We start from the raw sequence: 16247 nt of genomic DNA on the forward strand, positions 1-16247 counted from the left end.
GGACACGGGCCGATCCCCCACGGACCGGAGGGGTCCGGCTATGATGCGTGTCGTTCAGCCTCGCGGAACTGCCTGTGCAGCGGTGACATATGCGCTGTTATCGGCGCTAAAGCCAATCGCCGTTGTGTAACGACAGGGTGCTCCGGACCGGGTCCCCGATGGTTTGCGGCATCACGCAGCGTCTGCACGCGGGGATGGTTCTGCGGCTTTCCGGCAGGCCTTCCAAAGATCTGCCGGCACTTCTTAAACGGCCAGGCCGCCGGATCCACTGCTTGATCCCGGCGGCCTGCATGCTACGGCTGATCCTGGCCGGCAGTGCGTGCGGATTCATGGTGATTACCGGGACGTGCATTGGACGGCGGCGGCTTCCCGTTTTTCAGGTATGCCGCCGCCGTCCGTCGTGATCCTCCGCCCGTCCTCGGGACCGGCCGGTCAGGAACGGGCCCGGATGCCGTGGTTAGGTGTCGGACTCGTGCCGGCTGCCGGATTTGGCCAGGCCGCGGGCGATCATGTAGCCGATGGTCAGCCAGGTGATGTACTGCATCGCCTGGTTGGCGTCGAACGGATCGCCGGCATTCTCGTCGCCGTTCTCGCCCACCACTATCGCGGTGATGATCGTGCCCAGGACCGCGGCGAGGTAAACGATGAGTTCGGTGGTCTTCAGCGCGGCCTTGGTCTCGGCCAGGCGGTGGTGTGGGGTGTGCTCGTTGCGGGGTGTTGTCATGATGACTCCTGTAAGGTCGGGGCGAGCGTATCGGTCATGCATCGGGGATCGTACTGCGGTTTGGCTTTCCCTGGCGGTTTTGCCGTGGGAACTGACCTCGATCCGCAGAGCGAGGTGCTGCAGTGGTGCTTCCAGGGTGGTGGTGAGGTCCCGGACGGTTGAGTTTTGGATGCGGTCGATGATGTCCTGGATGTCGGCGCGGTTGTTGACGGTGACCCTGGCGGTGAGTTCGGGCCGGTTCGCGGTTCCGCGCAGCAGGGCCGAGGAGCCGGTGACGCCGGGCAGGGCATTAATCTGGTGTTCCAGCGCCGTGGCGAGGACGCCGGGGTCGCAGAGCGTGTAGCCGCGGGCGGGGTCATCGTGCAGCCGGTACGGGCGTGCCTCGTTTTTGCGGGGGATCTGGGCGATGATCCACAGCAGCCCGAGAAGCCCGGTGACTATGCCGAGCACCAGGGTGATCGCGGCAATATACGGCGGGTCGAAGATGGACCGGAGGTCACCGGTGATCACCGGCTCGTCCGGTGAGGCCGGCAGCAGGCCGGGGGCGTTGAGGATTCCGGCGAGCTGCCCGCTGGCGAGCAGCAGGAGCAGGGCGCCGGCGAGCAGGCTGAGCAGGCCAAGGATGAGCAGCCAGGTGCGGTTGAGGACTCCGGCGGTCTGGCGCATCATGATCCTTCTTTCCGCGGTGCGGGGAGGGCTTTCCACGGTGCGGGGAGGGCGGCAGCCATGTCAGGTTTTCCTGGAGCGGACTGCCGCGCTGACCCGTGGCATCGGTTCCAGGCCTGTGGATTCAAGCCGTTCCTGTACTTTGGTGATGACCCTGGTGCGCAGTTCATCGGTTTCGTGCAGGGGGGTGTTTATGGTGAGGTGGACCCTGCGCCCGGTGACGGTGGCGGAGGCGGTGCCGACGCCGTCGATATGGGCACAGTGCGCGCAGGCCAGGCGGGCGACCGCGCTGCGGGTCATGACGATCTCGCGGCTGGGGGGCGGCTGAGCCGGAGCGGCGGTGTCCGGAGCGGCGCTCCGGAGCCCGACGGCGTTGAAGCTGCCGGGCAGCAGGGCCAGCAGCAGCAGTGTGAGTCCGGCCAGCAGCAGCACCGTGCCGCTGACCCACACCGCAGGATCATTCCATCTCAGGGCGGCCGCCCAGTCCCGCAGGCCGGCCAGGAACGGGGGCCACATGCCCTCGGCCAGGCGAGCGATCGAGAGCCAGGTCAGGGTGATGCCCGCCCCCAGCATCAGCAGTCCGATGATGAGAGCCGGGATGGCGCGGCTGGGCCGGTGGCGCAGGGGCGTGGACCGGGCGTCGGTCCTGCTCATAACAGCCTCCTGGGCCCGCTGCCGTCCTCGGAGGCGGTGAGCCAGGAGACGGTGATGTCGACCTGGCGCACGTCGAGCCCGGTCAGGGCTGTGACGCGGTCCATGATCCGCTGGCGCAGCTCTTCGGTGGCCTGCCGCAGCGGCACCGGATAGCGCAGCCCCACGGTTACCGACAGGGTTGCGATGTTGCCGGAGAGTTCCACCTCCGCGCGGGGGCGGGCCGAAAAATCGGGGCGGGAGCCGATGCCGAGGAATCCTCCCGAGGAGCCTCCGGTGACGCTGGCCTCCCCGGCCGCCTGAGCGGCAATTTTCTTGACGACCTTTTCATGGAGCACCAGTGCGCCGCGGGAGCCGGGATCATCGGGCGGACCCGGACTCCCGCCGGGTCCGGGAGAACGGGTGAGGGTGTTCCCGGACATTGTTCTCACCGCCGCTCGGAGGCTCTGCCGAGCATGGCCTGCAGGTCCAGTTTGCCTTCCAGGACACGGCCGATAATGAAGCCGATAACACCGAACAGTGCCACCACCGCGAACGCGGTGAACCCGCCAAACGCCAGAACAATACCCAGAGTGAGAGCGACGGCCAGACTGATGTGCGTCGGTGACATCGGGGTCCCCTTTCATGGCCGGTCCTGACCCTGCAGCCAGGGTGAGGACGGACTACAGGTGATGGGCCGCTCAGGCCAGCTCGGTGGACTTCTCTTCCTGGTCTTCCTCGGGAAGGTGGACATCGGTGACGTGGATGTTCACCTCGAGCACCTCAAGGCCGGTGGCGTTTTCCACCGACTGGATGACGTTGCGGCGGATGGAGCGGCTGACGTCCACGATGGAGACGCCGTACTCCACAATGATGCTCAGATCAATCGCCGCCTGACGCTCGCCCTTCTCCACGCTCACGCCGCCGCTGACGTTGGTCTGCGCACCGGGGATGCGTTCGGTCAGGTGGCTGAAGGCCCGGCGTGCCGCGGTGCCCATGGCGTAGACTCCCGGCACCTCGCGGGTGGCTATTCCTGCTATTTTCTGCACCACGGTTTCAGCGATGGTGGTATCACCGAAGTCCGTGTGCAGCGGCCCGGTTTTCTGAAGCTGCTTGTCGGAATCATTGCGCTGGCCCTCTTCAGGGGTGGCCAGGACACTGGAAGGGTCTTGGGTATCTGCCATCAGGACCATCTCCGGGGGTAGTGGCATTATGCTGCGGACACCACTAGAGACGTGCTGCGCCCCTGTAGCTCACGGAAATACCGGAACTTTCTTTTCTTCGGCCCTGCTGCGGACCTGGGGCTCCGCTTGTTACCGTCAGGGGTAGCGAGCATGCCCACGGACGGGCAGCAGTTCTGTGAGGAAGCATATGGACCCCTACAGGGAACATGCCCGGACCACTCTTGACGGCCTGGATGAAGGCACCATCATCGCCCGTGCACAGGACGGGGACACCGAAGCCTTCGAATACCTTGTCGACGCCTACCAGCACAGACTGTTCCGGCTGGCCTGCCGGCTGCTCGGCGACCGTGCCCAGGCCGAAGACGTGGTGCAGGAGACCCTGGTGGCGATGTGGCGCAAACTCCCGCTGCTGGCCAGCCCCGGCGCTTTCAGCGGGTGGCTGTACCAAGTGGCCACGAACCAGTGCCTGGATATTCTGCGCAAACGGTCCACCCACCCCGAGGAACCCACGGAAGCCGGGGAACTTCAACGCTGTGCCGACGCCCGGCCAGGCAGCCGCACTCTCAGAGGGGACCCAGGGTACGAAGCCGAGATGTCCGCCCAGCTGCATGACCTTGCATCCGCTCTGGAAACGTTGTCCCCTAATCTGAGAGCCACGTGGCTGCTGCGCGAAATGCACGGGCACAGCTATACCGAAATTGCGGCCATTCTTAAAATCACCGAAACCACCGTCCGGGGCCGGCTGGCCAGGGCACGCCAGCACCTGGCGGAGAGGATGAACCCATGGCGCTAGATGATCAGATCCCCCGCCTGGGCTGCGGACGACCCATCGACGAGGTTTGGCGGACCGTCGACCGCCCCCCGAATGCCCATGAGCGCAGCTGCCGGCAATGTCAAACAGCTCGGGCGAGCCTGCGCAGTCTGGCCGAAGCCACCCGGAGCCTGCGGCATAACGACACTACGGATCCTGCGCTCCGTCCCCGCACCAGGGTAAAGGAGACCATCATGACCCTCGTTAGGGCCGAAGTCCGCCGCGGCAGCCGCCTGCCCGTCCGCCGAGACAGCCTCGGGGACATTGCCATCAGTGAACAGGCCATTGCTTCTCTCATCCGATGGGCTGCCGCCGGGATCCCCGGCGTCAACGCACGGCGCTGCCACATCGAACTTTTCCAGTCTCCCGGCCCACTGGTCACCGGGGTGCCGGAACCGGACCCCGATCCGCTCGACGTCGCTGTGAACGTGCGGATTTCCGTCGCGACAGGCACCCCCATACCCGAGGCAGCTGCTGTGCTCCGCGAACGGGTGACCAGCGCCCTGGCCAAACACGTGGGCGTGCGGGCCCGGACCATCGACGTGCTGGTAGAGGACCTGCACGATGTCTGAACCCGTCGAGGGTCGCCTCATCACCGCCGGGGTCCTCGCCCGGATCATCGCCCGCACCGCCCGTGAAACCCCCGGGGTCATCCGCCTCGAACCTACCCTGAAAAACGCCCTCAGGGGCCTGGGCGGGGCAACCGTGGACAGCCTGCATCCGGGTGAGAAAACCTCCGGTGACCCACGCCCGGACGGCATCTCGGTGATCATCCGGGACGGGATCGTGTACGCCGACATCGACATCGCCACCGACATGGCCCACCCGGCCCTCGACGTCGCCCACAGCCTCCAAACCGCGGTCCATGAAGGAATCAGCCGCACCGGCCTCACCGCCGGCAACATCAACGTGACCCTCCTGGCCATCGAACCGGCCACCGCACCAAGACCTCAGGTTCATCCTGGAGCCTGATCCGCGAGGCCCCGCCTTCGCCCCTACTTCCGTATCGAGGATGCCGATCAGATCCGCGCCGCGTTCCTGGCCGCCGGCGGCACGGAAGGCTAGGCCGCCGTGACCGACCTGATCGAGGCGGCCGTGCTGCGGGAGGTGCGCCGGCTGCAGCGCAAATACAACGGCGGCAAAAAATGGGACCCCGTGGCCGCCAGGGCACTACGTACCGGACGGCGCAGCCTTCCCGGGGAACAGCACCGCACCGAACACCAGCACTGAACAGACGGCCGGTTCAAGCAGGCAACAGCAAACGGGCCCCTTGTCCTCCACTCAGGAGGGCAAGGGGCCCGTGCATCGCTCCATCTGAACCTTGGGGGAAGCCCAGATGACCCACCGAATTTAACCGGACGTTCGGTCTCCAGCAACTGGACAAACCCGCACCCCCACCGGTTCCGCAGACTCCCGGCCGGGGTGGACCGATCTGTCTGGTGAGGGGCCGGAGGCGGGATAAACTCTTGGTCGATGGGTTCCTGCCCGAACCGCGGGGGATCAGGCCAACAGCAGCCTGATCCCCTGTTTTATGTCCTTCTTCTTTTTCATCAGGAGTCACTGCCCATGGCCCGCAGGGTTCAGATTGAACTCGTCTCCGACCTCAGCGCCTGCCCGGCCGGCCGGTCGGTCCGCTTCAGTGTTGACGGCATCCGCTACGACATCGACCTGACCGGCGAAGAGGCGGCCCTGCGCGAGGCCTTTGCCCCCTACGTCCGGGCCGGCCGCAGGACGCAGACTCCCCGAAACAGGAGGACCGGTACCAGGAGGACTGGTCCCAAGGGTCCGGGCAGTCCGCCAGTGGGCGCAGGCCAACGGCTACAGTATTTCCGCCACCGGTCCCATTCCGGCCAGGTTACCCAGGCGTACTATCAAACGGCTGCCGCCTGAACAGACCCAGCAACAGCACGGACCGAGCCGGATCCCGGAGCACGGTTCCCGCCCTCCAGCGTGAACCGTCTTGTTCCGCGGGACGGACATCGTATGCGCTGTTATCGGCATTTGGGATGGCGTGAGGCAGCTTCGGGGATAGAGCCTCCTTGGACTTATGCTCGGGCGCGTAATCCGATCACGGCGACCGTGACAAGCCTGTGCACTGCGGCGTCGGAGGGCAGGCGGGCGGCTGCGTTCGTGCACCACCCAGTTCCAGCCCTGGTTGATCCAGGGTCCGTATTCCGTGCGGGCCCAGGACTAGGCAAGGGAACCGCGGCAGCGTTGGGTTCCGGTACGGAAGCAGCCGACCGGGCAGCATGCGTTGGCCGCAGCGGCTGTTCCGGAACAGCCGCCGGTCTAGGAGGCGGGGGTGTCGAAGACCGGGGGTGCGGCCTTAATGGGGTCGTTGGGGTCCGGATCGCCGTCCTTGAGGCCGACCCGGAACTGGACCATCATGTCGTGGTCCTCATGGGGCAGGTTATGGCAGTGCACCATGTAGCGGCCGCGGTTTTTCGCGTAGTGGGTGATCAGGCGGACTGTTTCATTTTCGCCGATGTAGGCCACGTCCTTGGGCCCGAGTTCCCAGGGGAACGGGGGCTGTCCGTTGCGGGCCAGGATGCGGAAGTCGACCAGGTGGATATGCACCGGGTGGAACCAGCCGCCGGACTTGTTCTCGATCTCCCATATTTCGGTGTCGCCCAGGTCGGGGGTGGCGACCACGCGCTGGAAGTTGCTCTCGATGACGTCCTGCCAGGTTTCCCCGTTGATGGTCCAGGAACCGTCCTGGCGTTCGAGGCGGAGGCGGTTGGTCCGCACGGCCTGCTCCGGCTCCAGGCGCATGGTGGGGTGTTCTTCGAGCAGGTTGGGGATGCGGTTGGTGGAGTCGGCGGTGTCGAAGGGTTCGTCGGTGACGTCGAAGGCCATGATCCGGTCGGTGAGGTCGTAGTCGATGTTGTGCGGATTCGACAGGTTGCGCAGTTCAACCCGGGTGCCGGCCCGGTACTTGGAGAAGTCGATGAGGAACTCGTAGCGTTCGGAGTTGGCGTGCCGGTAGGAGTCCACCGCCTGGGGCCGGCCCATCAGGCCGTTGTCGGTGGCCACGATGACCAGGGGTTCGCCGGTGCTCAGGGTGGGGCGGATGGAGCGGGCGATGGAGGCGTTGAGGCAGCGGAAGCGGTAGACGCGGCGTTTGACCTGCATCAGCGGCCAGGGCCGGCCGTTGGCCATGATCACATCGCCCCACAGGCCCGAGTGCGAGTGGTCGTTGTAGGCGGCCTGCCCGTCGGCGGTGAACATGATGTCGTTGATGATCAGGGGAACGTCGAATTCGCCCTGGGGCAGCAGTTCCCGCTCGGCCGGGTCATGCAGGATGTACATGCCGGCCAGCCCGGAATAGACATTCTGGGCCGTGAAGTGCACCCCGTGGTCGTGGTACCAGAATGAGGCGGCCGCCTGCAGGTTCGGGTAGTGGTAGTCCTTCCGGAACCCGGGCAGGGTGGTGTCGGACGCGTAGCCGTCAAACTGCGGCAGCGAGGCCATGCCGTGCAGGTGGGTCGAGGTGGCCGTCGGTGTGCCGCGGAACGGGTGGGTCGAGGGCAGCTGGTTGCGCATGGTGACCACCGCATGCGTGCCCCGGTCGATGCTGATCGTCGGGCCCGGGAAGATCCCCTCGTAGCCAAGGACCGTGGTGCTCATGCCGGGCAGAAAGTTCTCCAGGCCCGCCCGTTCGGTGATCACATAGTGGTTGACGGGCAGCCCGTCCGCCGGGTCCGTATCGGTTTTGACCGGCTGCAGCACCGGCGGTATCCGGAACGCGGCCTCGAACGGCCTGGGCATTTTGGACGGGGCCAGGTCGCTGGCCGATTCCGCGGCGATCGAGGACAGCGGCACGGCAAGACCTGCCGCGCCCAGGGCCCCGAGTGCGCCGAACGTGAGCACGTCGCGACGGGTAACAGACATTTGATCATCCCTAAGGGCACATCAGGGAATCGGTGAACGTGAGGCCCAGTCACGTCCACAGTCCCGGTTTTGGCCCCTACGTTGTCCCTTGTACTCCCGCCGCTGGGCGGGAGCAACGACATATCGTTTCATCCCACTGCGTACCGGCGTGTCGCCGCCATGCCCCTGCCGCGGGCATCCGGACGCCGGTTCCGCCGTCCGCAGCTTCAGGCCGGGACGGCAGCGGACCTGCAGGGCACCGGTTGATCCCGACCGGCAACGGAAGATGCGCTGTTATCGGCGTCCGGGGACGGGGTGGGCCGGCACACGCCGGAATTATCCCCGGGCTGTGGTCCGCGTGCCGGTTGGGATCCGGAGGGCACCCCCTGATTTGGGGGTGGCCGACCCCCCATGTGGGTGTTTTTCTGCTGGGTGCCGGGGTGATGGAATTAAACTTCCGACGCTAAGAAGAAGGAATCACGGCTGGGTTGTCCTTGGTTGGGGTTGCGTCGTCCCGTTCATCCGTCCGATCGGTTGTGTGCCGTTACCGGGTGCGCGGAAGTTTTTCTCGCAGTGCGGGGTGGGCCAAATGGCCAACAGCAGTATCGACCGCCGGAATTTCCTGGGTTTCGGGACGGCGGCAGGTCAGCGCGCGGCCGCGGTGCCTTCCGCGCCGGGTGTGCTCGATGTCTATATCAACGAGGGTTTCCTGCCGATGGTGGACGGGTCCCTGGTCTATCACCGCGGTTTCGGTGACCGTCCGGCGGCGGCCAATGACCCGGAGGCGGCGCTGCGGCTGGCCCCGCATGTCTTCACCGCAACCGGCCAGGTCGTGGCCAGCCGGCATTATCCGCTGGAGGCGGCTTTGCCGCCGCACGGGCGGCCCCTGCCTTTGGGTCCGGATCCGGAGAATCCGCACCATTACCTGGTCCGGCGGGCGTACTGGGCCAGTTTCTTCCCGCCCCGGACCCTGATTGCCGAGACCGGCTCCACTATCCGGCTGCGGGTGCACAACACCCTGGCCCAGCCGCACCAGCTGGTCTTCCATGATGTGGGTCCCGGCGGCAATGAGCTGGAGCCGCGCGGTGTGGACGTGGGCACCGGGCCGATTGCCCCGGGGGCGGTCGGGGAGGTGGTGCTGGACGCCCCGGAGCCGGGCACCTACATTTTTTCGGATCCGGGCAACGAACCGGTCGAGCGGGTGCTGGGGCTGCACGGTGCGCTGGTGGTGATCGATCCGGCCGATGCGTGGCGGCTGGCGCCGGGCCGGCTGGAGTTCGAGCGGCAGTGGCTGTGGATCTGCCACGATATCGTGCCCGAGTGGGCCGCGGTCGCGTCCCGGGGCGGCACGGTGGACCCGGACGCCCAACCGGCCTATGTCCGCTACTTCACCCTGAACAACTACGCGGGTTTCCAGTCCCTGGCGGTGAGCACCGACAAGGAGCTGAACGAGCGCCGGCACGAGGACACCCTCCCGTCCGGTTTTCCCCGGCAGGGTGATGTCCGGGATCTGAGTGCCTCCCGGTTCCCGGGCACGGTGCGTACCGGGCAGATGATCCGGATGGTCAATACCGGGATCGTGGACCACCAGCTGCACTTCCACGGCAACCATGTCTGGGTGGTGCGGGCCAACGGGTTCGACTTCCCGCGCGGGCCCGGATTCGTCCATCCCGCCGGCCGGCCGGTGCTGCAGCGGTGGGAGGATACGGTCTTTGTCAATCCGATGGAGCGCAAGGAGGCCCTGCTGCCGTGCCGGCGTCCGCCGGAAGTGACCGATGCGGTCTGGGAGGCGCGGACGAAGGACTGGAAGTACCCGATGCACTGCCACGCCGAGCCGTCCCAGACGGCCGCCGGGGGCCTGTATCCGGGCGGGCTGGTCGCGGACTGGGTCCTGGCCGCGCACCCGGAGCCGGAGGAACACGGGCTCTATCCCAGCCAGGTGGACTTCGCGGCCAACCAGCCGCATGAGGGCAGCCCGGAAACGGAGTTTCCGCAGCGGCCGGATGTGTCCCTGGAGTTTGATTTCTTCAACCGGAAGCTGGAATTTCCGGACGGCTCCGAACACGAGGTGTGGAGCTTCGAGGCCGCCGACGCCGGCCGGGCGCTGCCCGGAACCCTGATGCGGGCCACCGAAGGACAGATCATCCACGCCACGCTCAAGCCCAGCAAGAAGGTGCACACCATCCACTGGCACGGGATCGAACCGGACCCGCGCAATGACGGGGTCGGCCACACCTCCTTCGAGGTGTCCGGCCACTACACCTACCAGTGGCGGCCCGAGCCCGCCGTCGCCGGCAGCCCGAACGAGGGCACCGCGGGAACCTATTTCTACCACTGCCACGTCAACACCCCGCTGCACGTGCAGTACGGCATGTTCGGGCCCATCATCATCGACCCGCCCAACCACGATGACGTGACGCTTCCCGGGGCCCGGCGGTCGTTTGTGGACGGGCCCGAATACGACATTGCCACCGAAACCCTGATCGGGCCCTACTCCCTGGACGCCCGCTGGCACGAGATGAACCATGCCGCCGGGCTCTCCGGTGAGGACGTGGGCCTGAACCGGTTCGAGGCGGACCATTTCTACCTGCTCGGCGGCGTGATTCCGGAACGGCCGGCCGGTGAGCATGTCTGGAGCATCTCCGAAATGCGGGCCAATGTGGAAGGCAACGGCCGCGCCCCCACGCTGGTCCGGTTCTTCAATGTGGATTACTTCCCCACCCTGATCCGCTTTACCGATGCGGCCGGGGCTCCGGTGCCGATGGCCGAGATCATTTCCCAGGACGGGCGCCCGCTGCGCAATACCGCCAATCCGGCCGGGCCGGCCCTTCCGGTAGGGGCAACGGGCAACCGGCTGATGACCAGCACCATTGCCTCCGGAGCGGCGGAGAAGTACGACGTCCTGCTCCGCCCGCCGGCCCCGGGCCGCTACCAGATCCATGTGGACTTTTTGACCTGGCGTCCGCGGGCCGTGAGGGCCACCCGCACCGTTACCGTCACCGCCGCATAAGAGCACCAACCCACCATCCACCCGGGCGGGCCGAAGGGGCCCGGCCCGCCGGGGGCCAGACATCCATAAAGGGGATGACCATCCAATGACCGTGCACAACCCGGGCACAGCACCGGGGGCAGTACCGGGGACCTCCTGGGAACTGAAAACCCCCGCGATCACGCGGCGCACCTTCACCGTTGCGGCCGGAACGGCCGCCCTGGCGGCCGCGACCGCCTACGCCATGACCTCCACCGGAGCACGCACCGCACCCCTGACGGCACCGGCGTCCTTCGCAGCGGTGCGGATCATCCGCGCCGGACGCTCCCCGCGGTTCACCGCGGCCGGGTCCCCCGTGTTCAGCAGAACCCCCGGGGCAGCGGACTTCAGCCGGATCACCCATGCTGCAGCCCTCAGCAATGCCGGTCCGGTGCCCCAAGCCGGCGCCCACGGCCACGGGGCACCGTCCGGGGGGCCGGTGAACGAGACCTGGGCCGATGTGATCCTCATCGAAGCGGAAGTTACCAACACCGGCAGGGCGCCCAGGCTGTTCTCACCCGGCCAGCTGCGGCTGAAGGTCGGCGCGAACGGACCCACAGTCACCCCGCGCGACGCCAGCCGCGGCGCCGGCCTGATCCCGGCCGGCACCAGCGAACCGGTCTGGATCAGCTACCTCGCACCGGCCGAGGCCACCGAATTCTCCATCGACTTCACCGACCCGCAGCAGAACACCCAACTGGCCCTGGCCATTCCGCCCCTGCGCCAGGGACAGGCAGCCGCCGCCGGATATCAGGGCCACTGAACCGGTCTCCGGACTGCGGCCCTGCCTAGGCGGGCGGCCGCATGGGCAGTACCCGCCCGGCCGGTCAGCGGGGACTGCGGTGCAGGTCGTATTCGTCACTGGGCAGCAGCTTGGGGCGGCCGCCCACCCCCTCGATGATCAGCACGGTGCCCTCTTCGGGGAAAGCCTGTTCGACTTGGCCGAAATAGTGGATGGCACCGTTGCGCCGGGCTTCGATCCGATCGCCGGGGCGCAGGGCGAACAGGTCGCGGATCCGCGGGTTGAGGCTGAAGACGTTGGTCACTGTATTCCTTCCGTAGGCGCGGGGTCTGGGATCGAGGACCATCATCATGGCGGCGGCAGGCCCCTTGGGCGCTTGACCGCGTGTGCGGTTCCCGTTCCTCTGTTCTCTGGTGTGAGCGCGGGGGGAGTGCTTCCCTAGGCGGCCGAGGGGGACCGCCGGCTGTGGAGCACCGGGCGGGCGGCCTGCCGGAGGGCGTCCAGCAGGGTGGTCAGGGATCCGCCCTTGGCCAGGACCGCGCGGATGCCCAGGGCCCTGCCCTGCTGCCGCAGCGTGGCGGAGGGCTGGGCGGTGAGCAGCACGATGCGGGCTAACGGGGTGCGGGCCAGGATGCGCTGTGCGGCGTCCAGTCCGGTGCCGTCGCCCAGATCGTGGTCCATCAGGACGACGTCGGGCTTCAGCTCCCGGCACAGCCGGAGGGCGGCGTCGACGCCGGTGGCGTAGCCGATGCAGTCGATATCCCGTTCCCGGTTCAGCGCGCCCATGAGCAGCCGTGCGAACCGTGCGTGGTTATCGACAATAAGAATCCGTGTGGGTGACATTGCGGTTGCCTTTCTCGGCATACCTGCGGTGCAGGGGTGGTGTCTGGCCTGCCCGGGACGGGCAGGGGAAGCGTGGGCCGGAATATCCGGCGGAGCCGATGGCCAGAGGTTCATCGGGTCAGCACCGGAAGCCGGCGGTGCGGACACCGGCGGGCGGGACGGCACGGGGGGCCGTCCGCTTCGTGCAGTGTCCTTGGCGCGGGTACCGGAAGGGGGCCGGATACCGCCGATGGCCGGGGGTGTTCATCGCTGCCCGGGGTCCGGCCGGAAGGGCCGGCATCCGGGTGCGGCAGGCTGTAAGCCAGTGCCCGTGACGTGGCGGTCGCCGGCAGGAGTGCCGGCAGTCCGCCGGAAGGGGCAGCTGGGGGTGCAGCCCGGGCCCCGGGCAGCGCAGCCCTGCTCAGTCGGGCGAGGAACCCGGTTCCGGAGAAAGGCAGGCGTGCAGGGTCCAACCGGCGTCGCTCAGCGCCGCCCCCTGCGGTACGGGCCGGGACAGCAGGTCCGCCAGATCAGCCGCGACGGAGCCGGACCCGCCCTGCGCGGAGGCAGCCGGAGGCAACGACGGCGAGGGCGCCGGAACCGCCGGGTACGGGCCGGACGGGGTGCCGGAACCGGGAGGAATTCCGGGTTGGGCGGCTGCGTGTACGGGCGCTTCGGGGCTGGCAGCTGCGGGTCCGGCAGCTGTTCCTGAAGTTGTTGCCGGTACCCGGCTGACAGCTTCACGGGCGCCGGCTTCAGCGGCCCGATGGTGGACCTGTCCGGCCGCAGCGGCCCGGTTCTCAGCCACGGGCGGGACGGCCGCTGAATCGGCAGGCGCGCCACCGGGCAGGGAAATGTCTGCAGGGCCGGAGGCGTGCGCGGGACCGGGAGCGTCAACGCCGGAAACATCCGGGCCCTCGGTGCCGGCCGGTATCGGCGGAAGCGGGGCGCCAGGCACGGACGGCTGCACAGCAGTTACCGGTGACACGACCGGGGCCGCCATGTCCAGGACAGGTTCGGCCACGTTTAGGACGGGCTCGCCCGCATCCATTACCGGCTCTGTGGCGTCCAGTACCGGTTCTGCGACATCCAGCACGGGCTCGGCCGCCTCAAGGACCGGCTCAACGACCTGGGCAACAGGTGCAATAACGGGTTCAACGATGCCGGATACCGGCGCCACAGCCTGAACGGCATCAGCAGCTGCCGGCACCGCACGTGTGAGGGCCTGAACAGCAGGATCCGCCAAGGCAGGGACAGCACCCGTGACCGCCGGGACGAGATCCGGAACCGGCGCGGCGGCAGGACCAGCGGCCGTGGCCGGCGGTGCGGCGGGCGTTGGAGCGGGTACGGCAGCAGCTGCAGCCCCGGCCACGCCGCGGTCAGTTACCGTTGTTTCCGCCACGGGGGCGGCGACTGGGGCCAGGGGTGCACCGGTGAGATCCTGCTCGGTCAAAGCCGGGGTAAGGGCATGGGCGGCGGCGGCGCCAAGGACCATCCAGGCCAGAACTGCGAGCCCGGCCAGCAGGACGCGCCGAACCAGAGGTGCCATGCACCAACGCCGGTTTCCGCCTGCCATTACACCTCCCCCCGAGATGTCCCCCAAAATGTCGCAGCACAAAGGCTGCGGCAATGTTGATCCATGCTAGGCCCGTTCCCGGTCCCGGGCAATAGTTCCGGCTCCATAATCGGTGTTTCCGCCGTCGTGGGACGGCGGGGCCGTCATGGCCTCATCCCGAGACATATGCGCTGTTATCGGCTGTCCTGTATCTCCGTGTTTCTGTGAATCTGTGGGATGCCATCGGCCGGCCTGCCCCGTACCCGGCCGGGCCGGGCCGGTTCGTGCCGGGGAAACTGTTGGCTGAAGCGTTTGTCGGCCTCCTGTCGGGTCCTTCCCGCGGCCTGTCCGCCCGGGGCCGGGGGTGCCGGCATGCCCACTGTTTTTGCCGTGCCGGCCGGCTGTCCGGGAGCAGGAAAGGGCTTCAGGGCCGCTGTTGGGGGCGGTTGCCGGGGGCAGGATGCCATCCAGGCGGGGTCCAGGTGGCCGGGACCGGGTGGCCGCTGAATTCCCGGCACCGGCTGCAGGAGTAGCTGACCTGGCCGAAGTCCTGCTGCGGGCGGGCGGGGTCTGCGGCCGGAGCGAAACTCTCGAAGAGCAGGAATTCGTCCGTGCCGCAGGTGAAGCAGTAGGGCTGGGCGGGGCCGTTCATGCGGATAGGGGCAGCGGCGCGGCCGGATAAGGAGGAAATGCGCACTGCCGGTCACCGCCCTGCTGTCTGGGGGAGGTCAGGGACCAGTTCACTGAGTTCGGCGGGGGTGAGGTTGGCTGCTCCGCCGATCGTGTGCGGGTTTTCTCCGGCTTTCAGTGCTTCGTCGATGGCTTCGGCCAAGGCGGTTTCGGCCTGGTCCATTTTCACCTGCAGTGTTTCCACTGTGGCGGAAGCGACCCATACCTGCTTCAGTTCGTCGTTCACAATCTTGCTCCTGCTCTGCGTGTCCGGGCCCGGCGCTGCTGCAGGCCGCTCAGGTCAGAGTTCCGGATGGTGTTTTCCGGAAAGAACCGTGAGCCATGAAAATTTACAATGTAAGCCCCGCAGAATGAAATCGGCGGGCCGGCCTCCGCTGCTGCGAGGGGCCGGAAGACTGTCCCGGGCCCGGGTGCGTAGGGTGGAAGGGCAGGTCCAGAAAGGGGTGGACAATGGCCCGAACCGATTCACTGTCCAACACCGGCGCGGGTGGCACGGGGGCGGATAAGCCCAGGCTGGAGCGGCGGCGCATCCTGCAGGCCGGTGCGGACTTCATCGAAGAGCATGGGGTCCGCCGGCTGACCATGCGCCGGCTGGGTACGGAGCTGGGGGTGGAGGCGATGTCGCTCTACCGCTACGTTCCCTCGCGCGAGGATCTGCTGGACGGGATCGTCGAGATGGTGCTCGATGAACTGCACGGCGACCCGGAAGTGTACGGGGAGCCGCGGCACGGCTGGCAGGACTACCTGATCCGCCTGGCCCACGGCTTGCGCCGCCTGGCCCTGGCGCATCCGCAGGTCTTCCCGCTGATTGCCACCCGGCCCGCCGAGGCGCCGTGGGTGCGTCCGCCGCTGCGCAGCCTGCGCTGGGTCGAATCCTTCCTCCGGGCGCTGAAATCCTCAGGATTCTCCGATGAGTCGGCGGTGGCTGCGTACCGGGCCTTCAGCAGCTTCCTGCTGGGCCATCTGCTGCTGGAGGTGGCCGCGATGGGAGCGGACGTCGGCCCGGAGGATGCCGATCCGCGTCCGCCGCAGGAGGCGGATCGGGACGGGTACCCGCTGCTGGGGAGCCTGCAGCCGCTGCTGTCCCAGGACCGGTCCGCACAGGAATTCGAGGAGTCCCTGGAAAACCTGCTGGACCGGCTCGAAACCCTGGCCGGCCAGGCGTGACCGAGGCCGGTTTTGCCCTAATTTACTAAGCATGCTTAGCTTACGTTGTAAGCGGGATCCGAGTGAGGAGAGAGAAGCATGCAGGTTATCCGTGACAACTATGACGCTTCCCGGTTCGATGCCTACGTTGACGGCTCCCTGGCCGGATCGCTGCACTACCGCGTGGAGGACGGCCGGCTGTGGCTGCTAAGCGTGGTGGTGGACCCCGAGTACCGGGGCCCGGACCTGGGCGGCCGGCTCGTGCGCGAAGCGCTGGCGCAGGCCCACCGCCGCCGGCTGGCGGTCCTGCCGTTCTGCATTGAAGCGCGCAGGCAGGTCTTCGCCCACCCGGTCTATCTCAACCTGGTCCCGGAAACCG

Annotated in this window: 20 protein-coding genes and 1 pseudogene; 10 read left to right on the forward strand and 11 right to left on the reverse strand. The window is 67.5% G+C overall.

Annotated elements, in window-relative coordinates; all coding sequences use genetic code 11:
* Window positions 1–457: 457 nt before the first annotated feature.
* The 5 genes from AC5RW2_RS37085 to AC5RW2_RS37105 all read right to left on the reverse strand — a co-directional run bounded on the left by AC5RW2_RS37085 (window position 458) and on the right by AC5RW2_RS37105 (window position 3204).
* Window positions 458–1393 (reverse strand): Asp23/Gls24 family envelope stress response protein, encoded by a 936-nt coding sequence (locus AC5RW2_RS37085; protein WP_494075128.1) that lies wholly within the window; start codon window positions 1391–1393, stop codon window positions 458–460.
* A 60-nt stretch (window positions 1394–1453) separates the two neighbouring features.
* On the reverse strand, window positions 1454–2044 hold the full coding sequence (locus AC5RW2_RS37090) for a DUF6286 domain-containing protein (protein WP_494075129.1): 591 nt from the start codon (window positions 2042–2044) through the stop codon (window positions 1454–1456).
* A complete protein-coding gene (locus AC5RW2_RS37095; protein ID WP_494075130.1) occupies window positions 2041–2463 on the reverse strand; it encodes an Asp23/Gls24 family envelope stress response protein in 423 nt (140 codons plus the stop codon). The genes AC5RW2_RS37090 and AC5RW2_RS37095 overlap by 4 nt, the downstream gene beginning before the upstream one ends.
* Window positions 2464–2468: 5 nt before the next feature.
* Entirely contained in the window at window positions 2469–2651 is a 183-nt protein-coding gene (locus AC5RW2_RS37100; RefSeq protein ID WP_493986811.1) for a hypothetical protein, read from the reverse strand.
* A 70-nt stretch (window positions 2652–2721) separates the two neighbouring features.
* The gene (locus tag AC5RW2_RS37105; protein WP_494075131.1) at window positions 2722–3204 is read right to left on the reverse strand and encodes an Asp23/Gls24 family envelope stress response protein; all 483 of its coding nucleotides are present in this window, start codon (window positions 3202–3204) and stop codon (window positions 2722–2724) included.
* Between the two features lie 187 nt (window positions 3205–3391).
* Between AC5RW2_RS37105 and AC5RW2_RS37110 the strand changes: the two genes are divergently transcribed.
* The 6 genes and pseudogenes from AC5RW2_RS37110 (at window position 3392) to AC5RW2_RS37135 (ending at window position 5969) form a co-directional block, all read left to right on the forward strand.
* The gene (locus AC5RW2_RS37110) at window positions 3392–3997 is read left to right on the forward strand and encodes an RNA polymerase sigma factor (RefSeq protein ID WP_493986550.1); all 606 of its coding nucleotides are present in this window, start codon (window positions 3392–3394) and stop codon (window positions 3995–3997) included.
* A 212-nt stretch (window positions 3998–4209) separates the two neighbouring features.
* Window positions 4210–4587 (forward strand): Asp23/Gls24 family envelope stress response protein, encoded by a 378-nt coding sequence (locus AC5RW2_RS37115; RefSeq protein ID WP_493986551.1) that lies wholly within the window; start codon window positions 4210–4212, stop codon window positions 4585–4587.
* Window positions 4580–4987 carry an Asp23/Gls24 family envelope stress response protein gene (locus tag AC5RW2_RS37120; protein WP_494075132.1) on the forward strand — a complete coding sequence of 136 codons (408 nt, stop codon included), beginning with the start codon at window positions 4580–4582 and terminating at the stop codon, window positions 4985–4987. The genes AC5RW2_RS37115 and AC5RW2_RS37120 overlap by 8 nt, the downstream gene beginning before the upstream one ends.
* Before the next feature lie 99 nt (window positions 4988–5086).
* Window positions 5087–5245, forward strand: coding sequence for a ParB family protein (locus AC5RW2_RS37125; RefSeq protein ID WP_494075133.1), 159 nt, complete (start codon window positions 5087–5089; stop codon window positions 5243–5245).
* A 336-nt stretch (window positions 5246–5581) separates the two neighbouring features.
* Window positions 5582–5737: pseudogene (locus AC5RW2_RS37130) on the forward strand (Lsr2 dimerization domain-containing protein); the annotation flags it as partial.
* Window positions 5718–5969, forward strand: a complete 252-nt coding sequence (locus AC5RW2_RS37135; RefSeq protein WP_494075140.1) for an Lsr2 family DNA-binding protein — start codon at window positions 5718–5720, stop codon at window positions 5967–5969. The pseudogene AC5RW2_RS37130 and the gene AC5RW2_RS37135, both read left to right, overlap by 20 nt.
* A gap of 335 nt (window positions 5970–6304) precedes the next feature.
* Here the strand turns inward: AC5RW2_RS37135 and AC5RW2_RS37140 are convergent, their stop codons facing one another.
* Window positions 6305–7906: a multicopper oxidase family protein gene (locus AC5RW2_RS37140; protein ID WP_494075134.1), complete on the reverse strand. Its 1602-nt coding sequence runs from the start codon at window positions 7904–7906 to the stop codon at window positions 6305–6307.
* Window positions 7907–8474: 568 nt separating this feature from the next.
* Between AC5RW2_RS37140 and AC5RW2_RS37145 the strand changes: the two genes are divergently transcribed.
* Together AC5RW2_RS37145 and AC5RW2_RS37150 are read left to right on the forward strand one after the other, a co-directional pair.
* Window positions 8475–10895 (forward strand): multicopper oxidase domain-containing protein, encoded by a 2421-nt coding sequence (locus AC5RW2_RS37145; RefSeq protein ID WP_494075135.1) that lies wholly within the window; start codon window positions 8475–8477, stop codon window positions 10893–10895.
* 85 nt (window positions 10896–10980) lie between these two features.
* The gene (locus AC5RW2_RS37150; protein ID WP_494075136.1) at window positions 10981–11676 is read left to right on the forward strand and encodes a hypothetical protein; all 696 of its coding nucleotides are present in this window, start codon (window positions 10981–10983) and stop codon (window positions 11674–11676) included.
* Between the two features lie 64 nt (window positions 11677–11740).
* Here AC5RW2_RS37150 and AC5RW2_RS37155 read toward each other — a convergent pair whose 3' ends face one another.
* The 5 genes from AC5RW2_RS37155 to AC5RW2_RS37175 all read right to left on the reverse strand — a co-directional run bounded on the left by AC5RW2_RS37155 (window position 11741) and on the right by AC5RW2_RS37175 (window position 14948).
* Window positions 11741–11959, reverse strand: a complete 219-nt coding sequence (locus AC5RW2_RS37155) for a hypothetical protein (protein WP_494075137.1) — start codon at window positions 11957–11959, stop codon at window positions 11741–11743.
* A 134-nt stretch (window positions 11960–12093) separates the two neighbouring features.
* Entirely contained in the window at window positions 12094–12498 is a 405-nt protein-coding gene (locus AC5RW2_RS37160; protein WP_493986464.1) for a response regulator, read from the reverse strand.
* Window positions 12499–12898: 400 nt separating this feature from the next.
* A complete protein-coding gene (locus AC5RW2_RS37165) occupies window positions 12899–14026 on the reverse strand; it encodes a hypothetical protein (protein ID WP_494075138.1) in 1128 nt (375 codons plus the stop codon).
* Window positions 14027–14456: 430 nt separating this feature from the next.
* Window positions 14457–14684, reverse strand: coding sequence for a hypothetical protein (locus AC5RW2_RS37170; RefSeq protein WP_493986466.1), 228 nt, complete (start codon window positions 14682–14684; stop codon window positions 14457–14459).
* Window positions 14685–14735: 51 nt separating this feature from the next.
* Window positions 14736–14948 (reverse strand): hypothetical protein, encoded by a 213-nt coding sequence (locus AC5RW2_RS37175; RefSeq protein ID WP_493986467.1) that lies wholly within the window; start codon window positions 14946–14948, stop codon window positions 14736–14738.
* A gap of 224 nt (window positions 14949–15172) precedes the next feature.
* Here AC5RW2_RS37175 and AC5RW2_RS37180 point away from each other — a divergent pair, with 224 nt between their 5' ends.
* Together AC5RW2_RS37180 and AC5RW2_RS37185 are read left to right on the forward strand one after the other, a co-directional pair.
* A complete protein-coding gene (locus AC5RW2_RS37180; protein ID WP_493986468.1) occupies window positions 15173–15889 on the forward strand; it encodes a TetR/AcrR family transcriptional regulator in 717 nt (238 codons plus the stop codon).
* 78 nt (window positions 15890–15967) lie between these two features.
* A partial coding sequence (locus AC5RW2_RS37185; RefSeq protein ID WP_494075139.1) for a GNAT family N-acetyltransferase occupies window positions 15968–16247 on the forward strand: 280 nt, incomplete at its 3' end.

Source organism: Arthrobacter sp. B0316-1-20 (genome assembly GCF_059091865.1).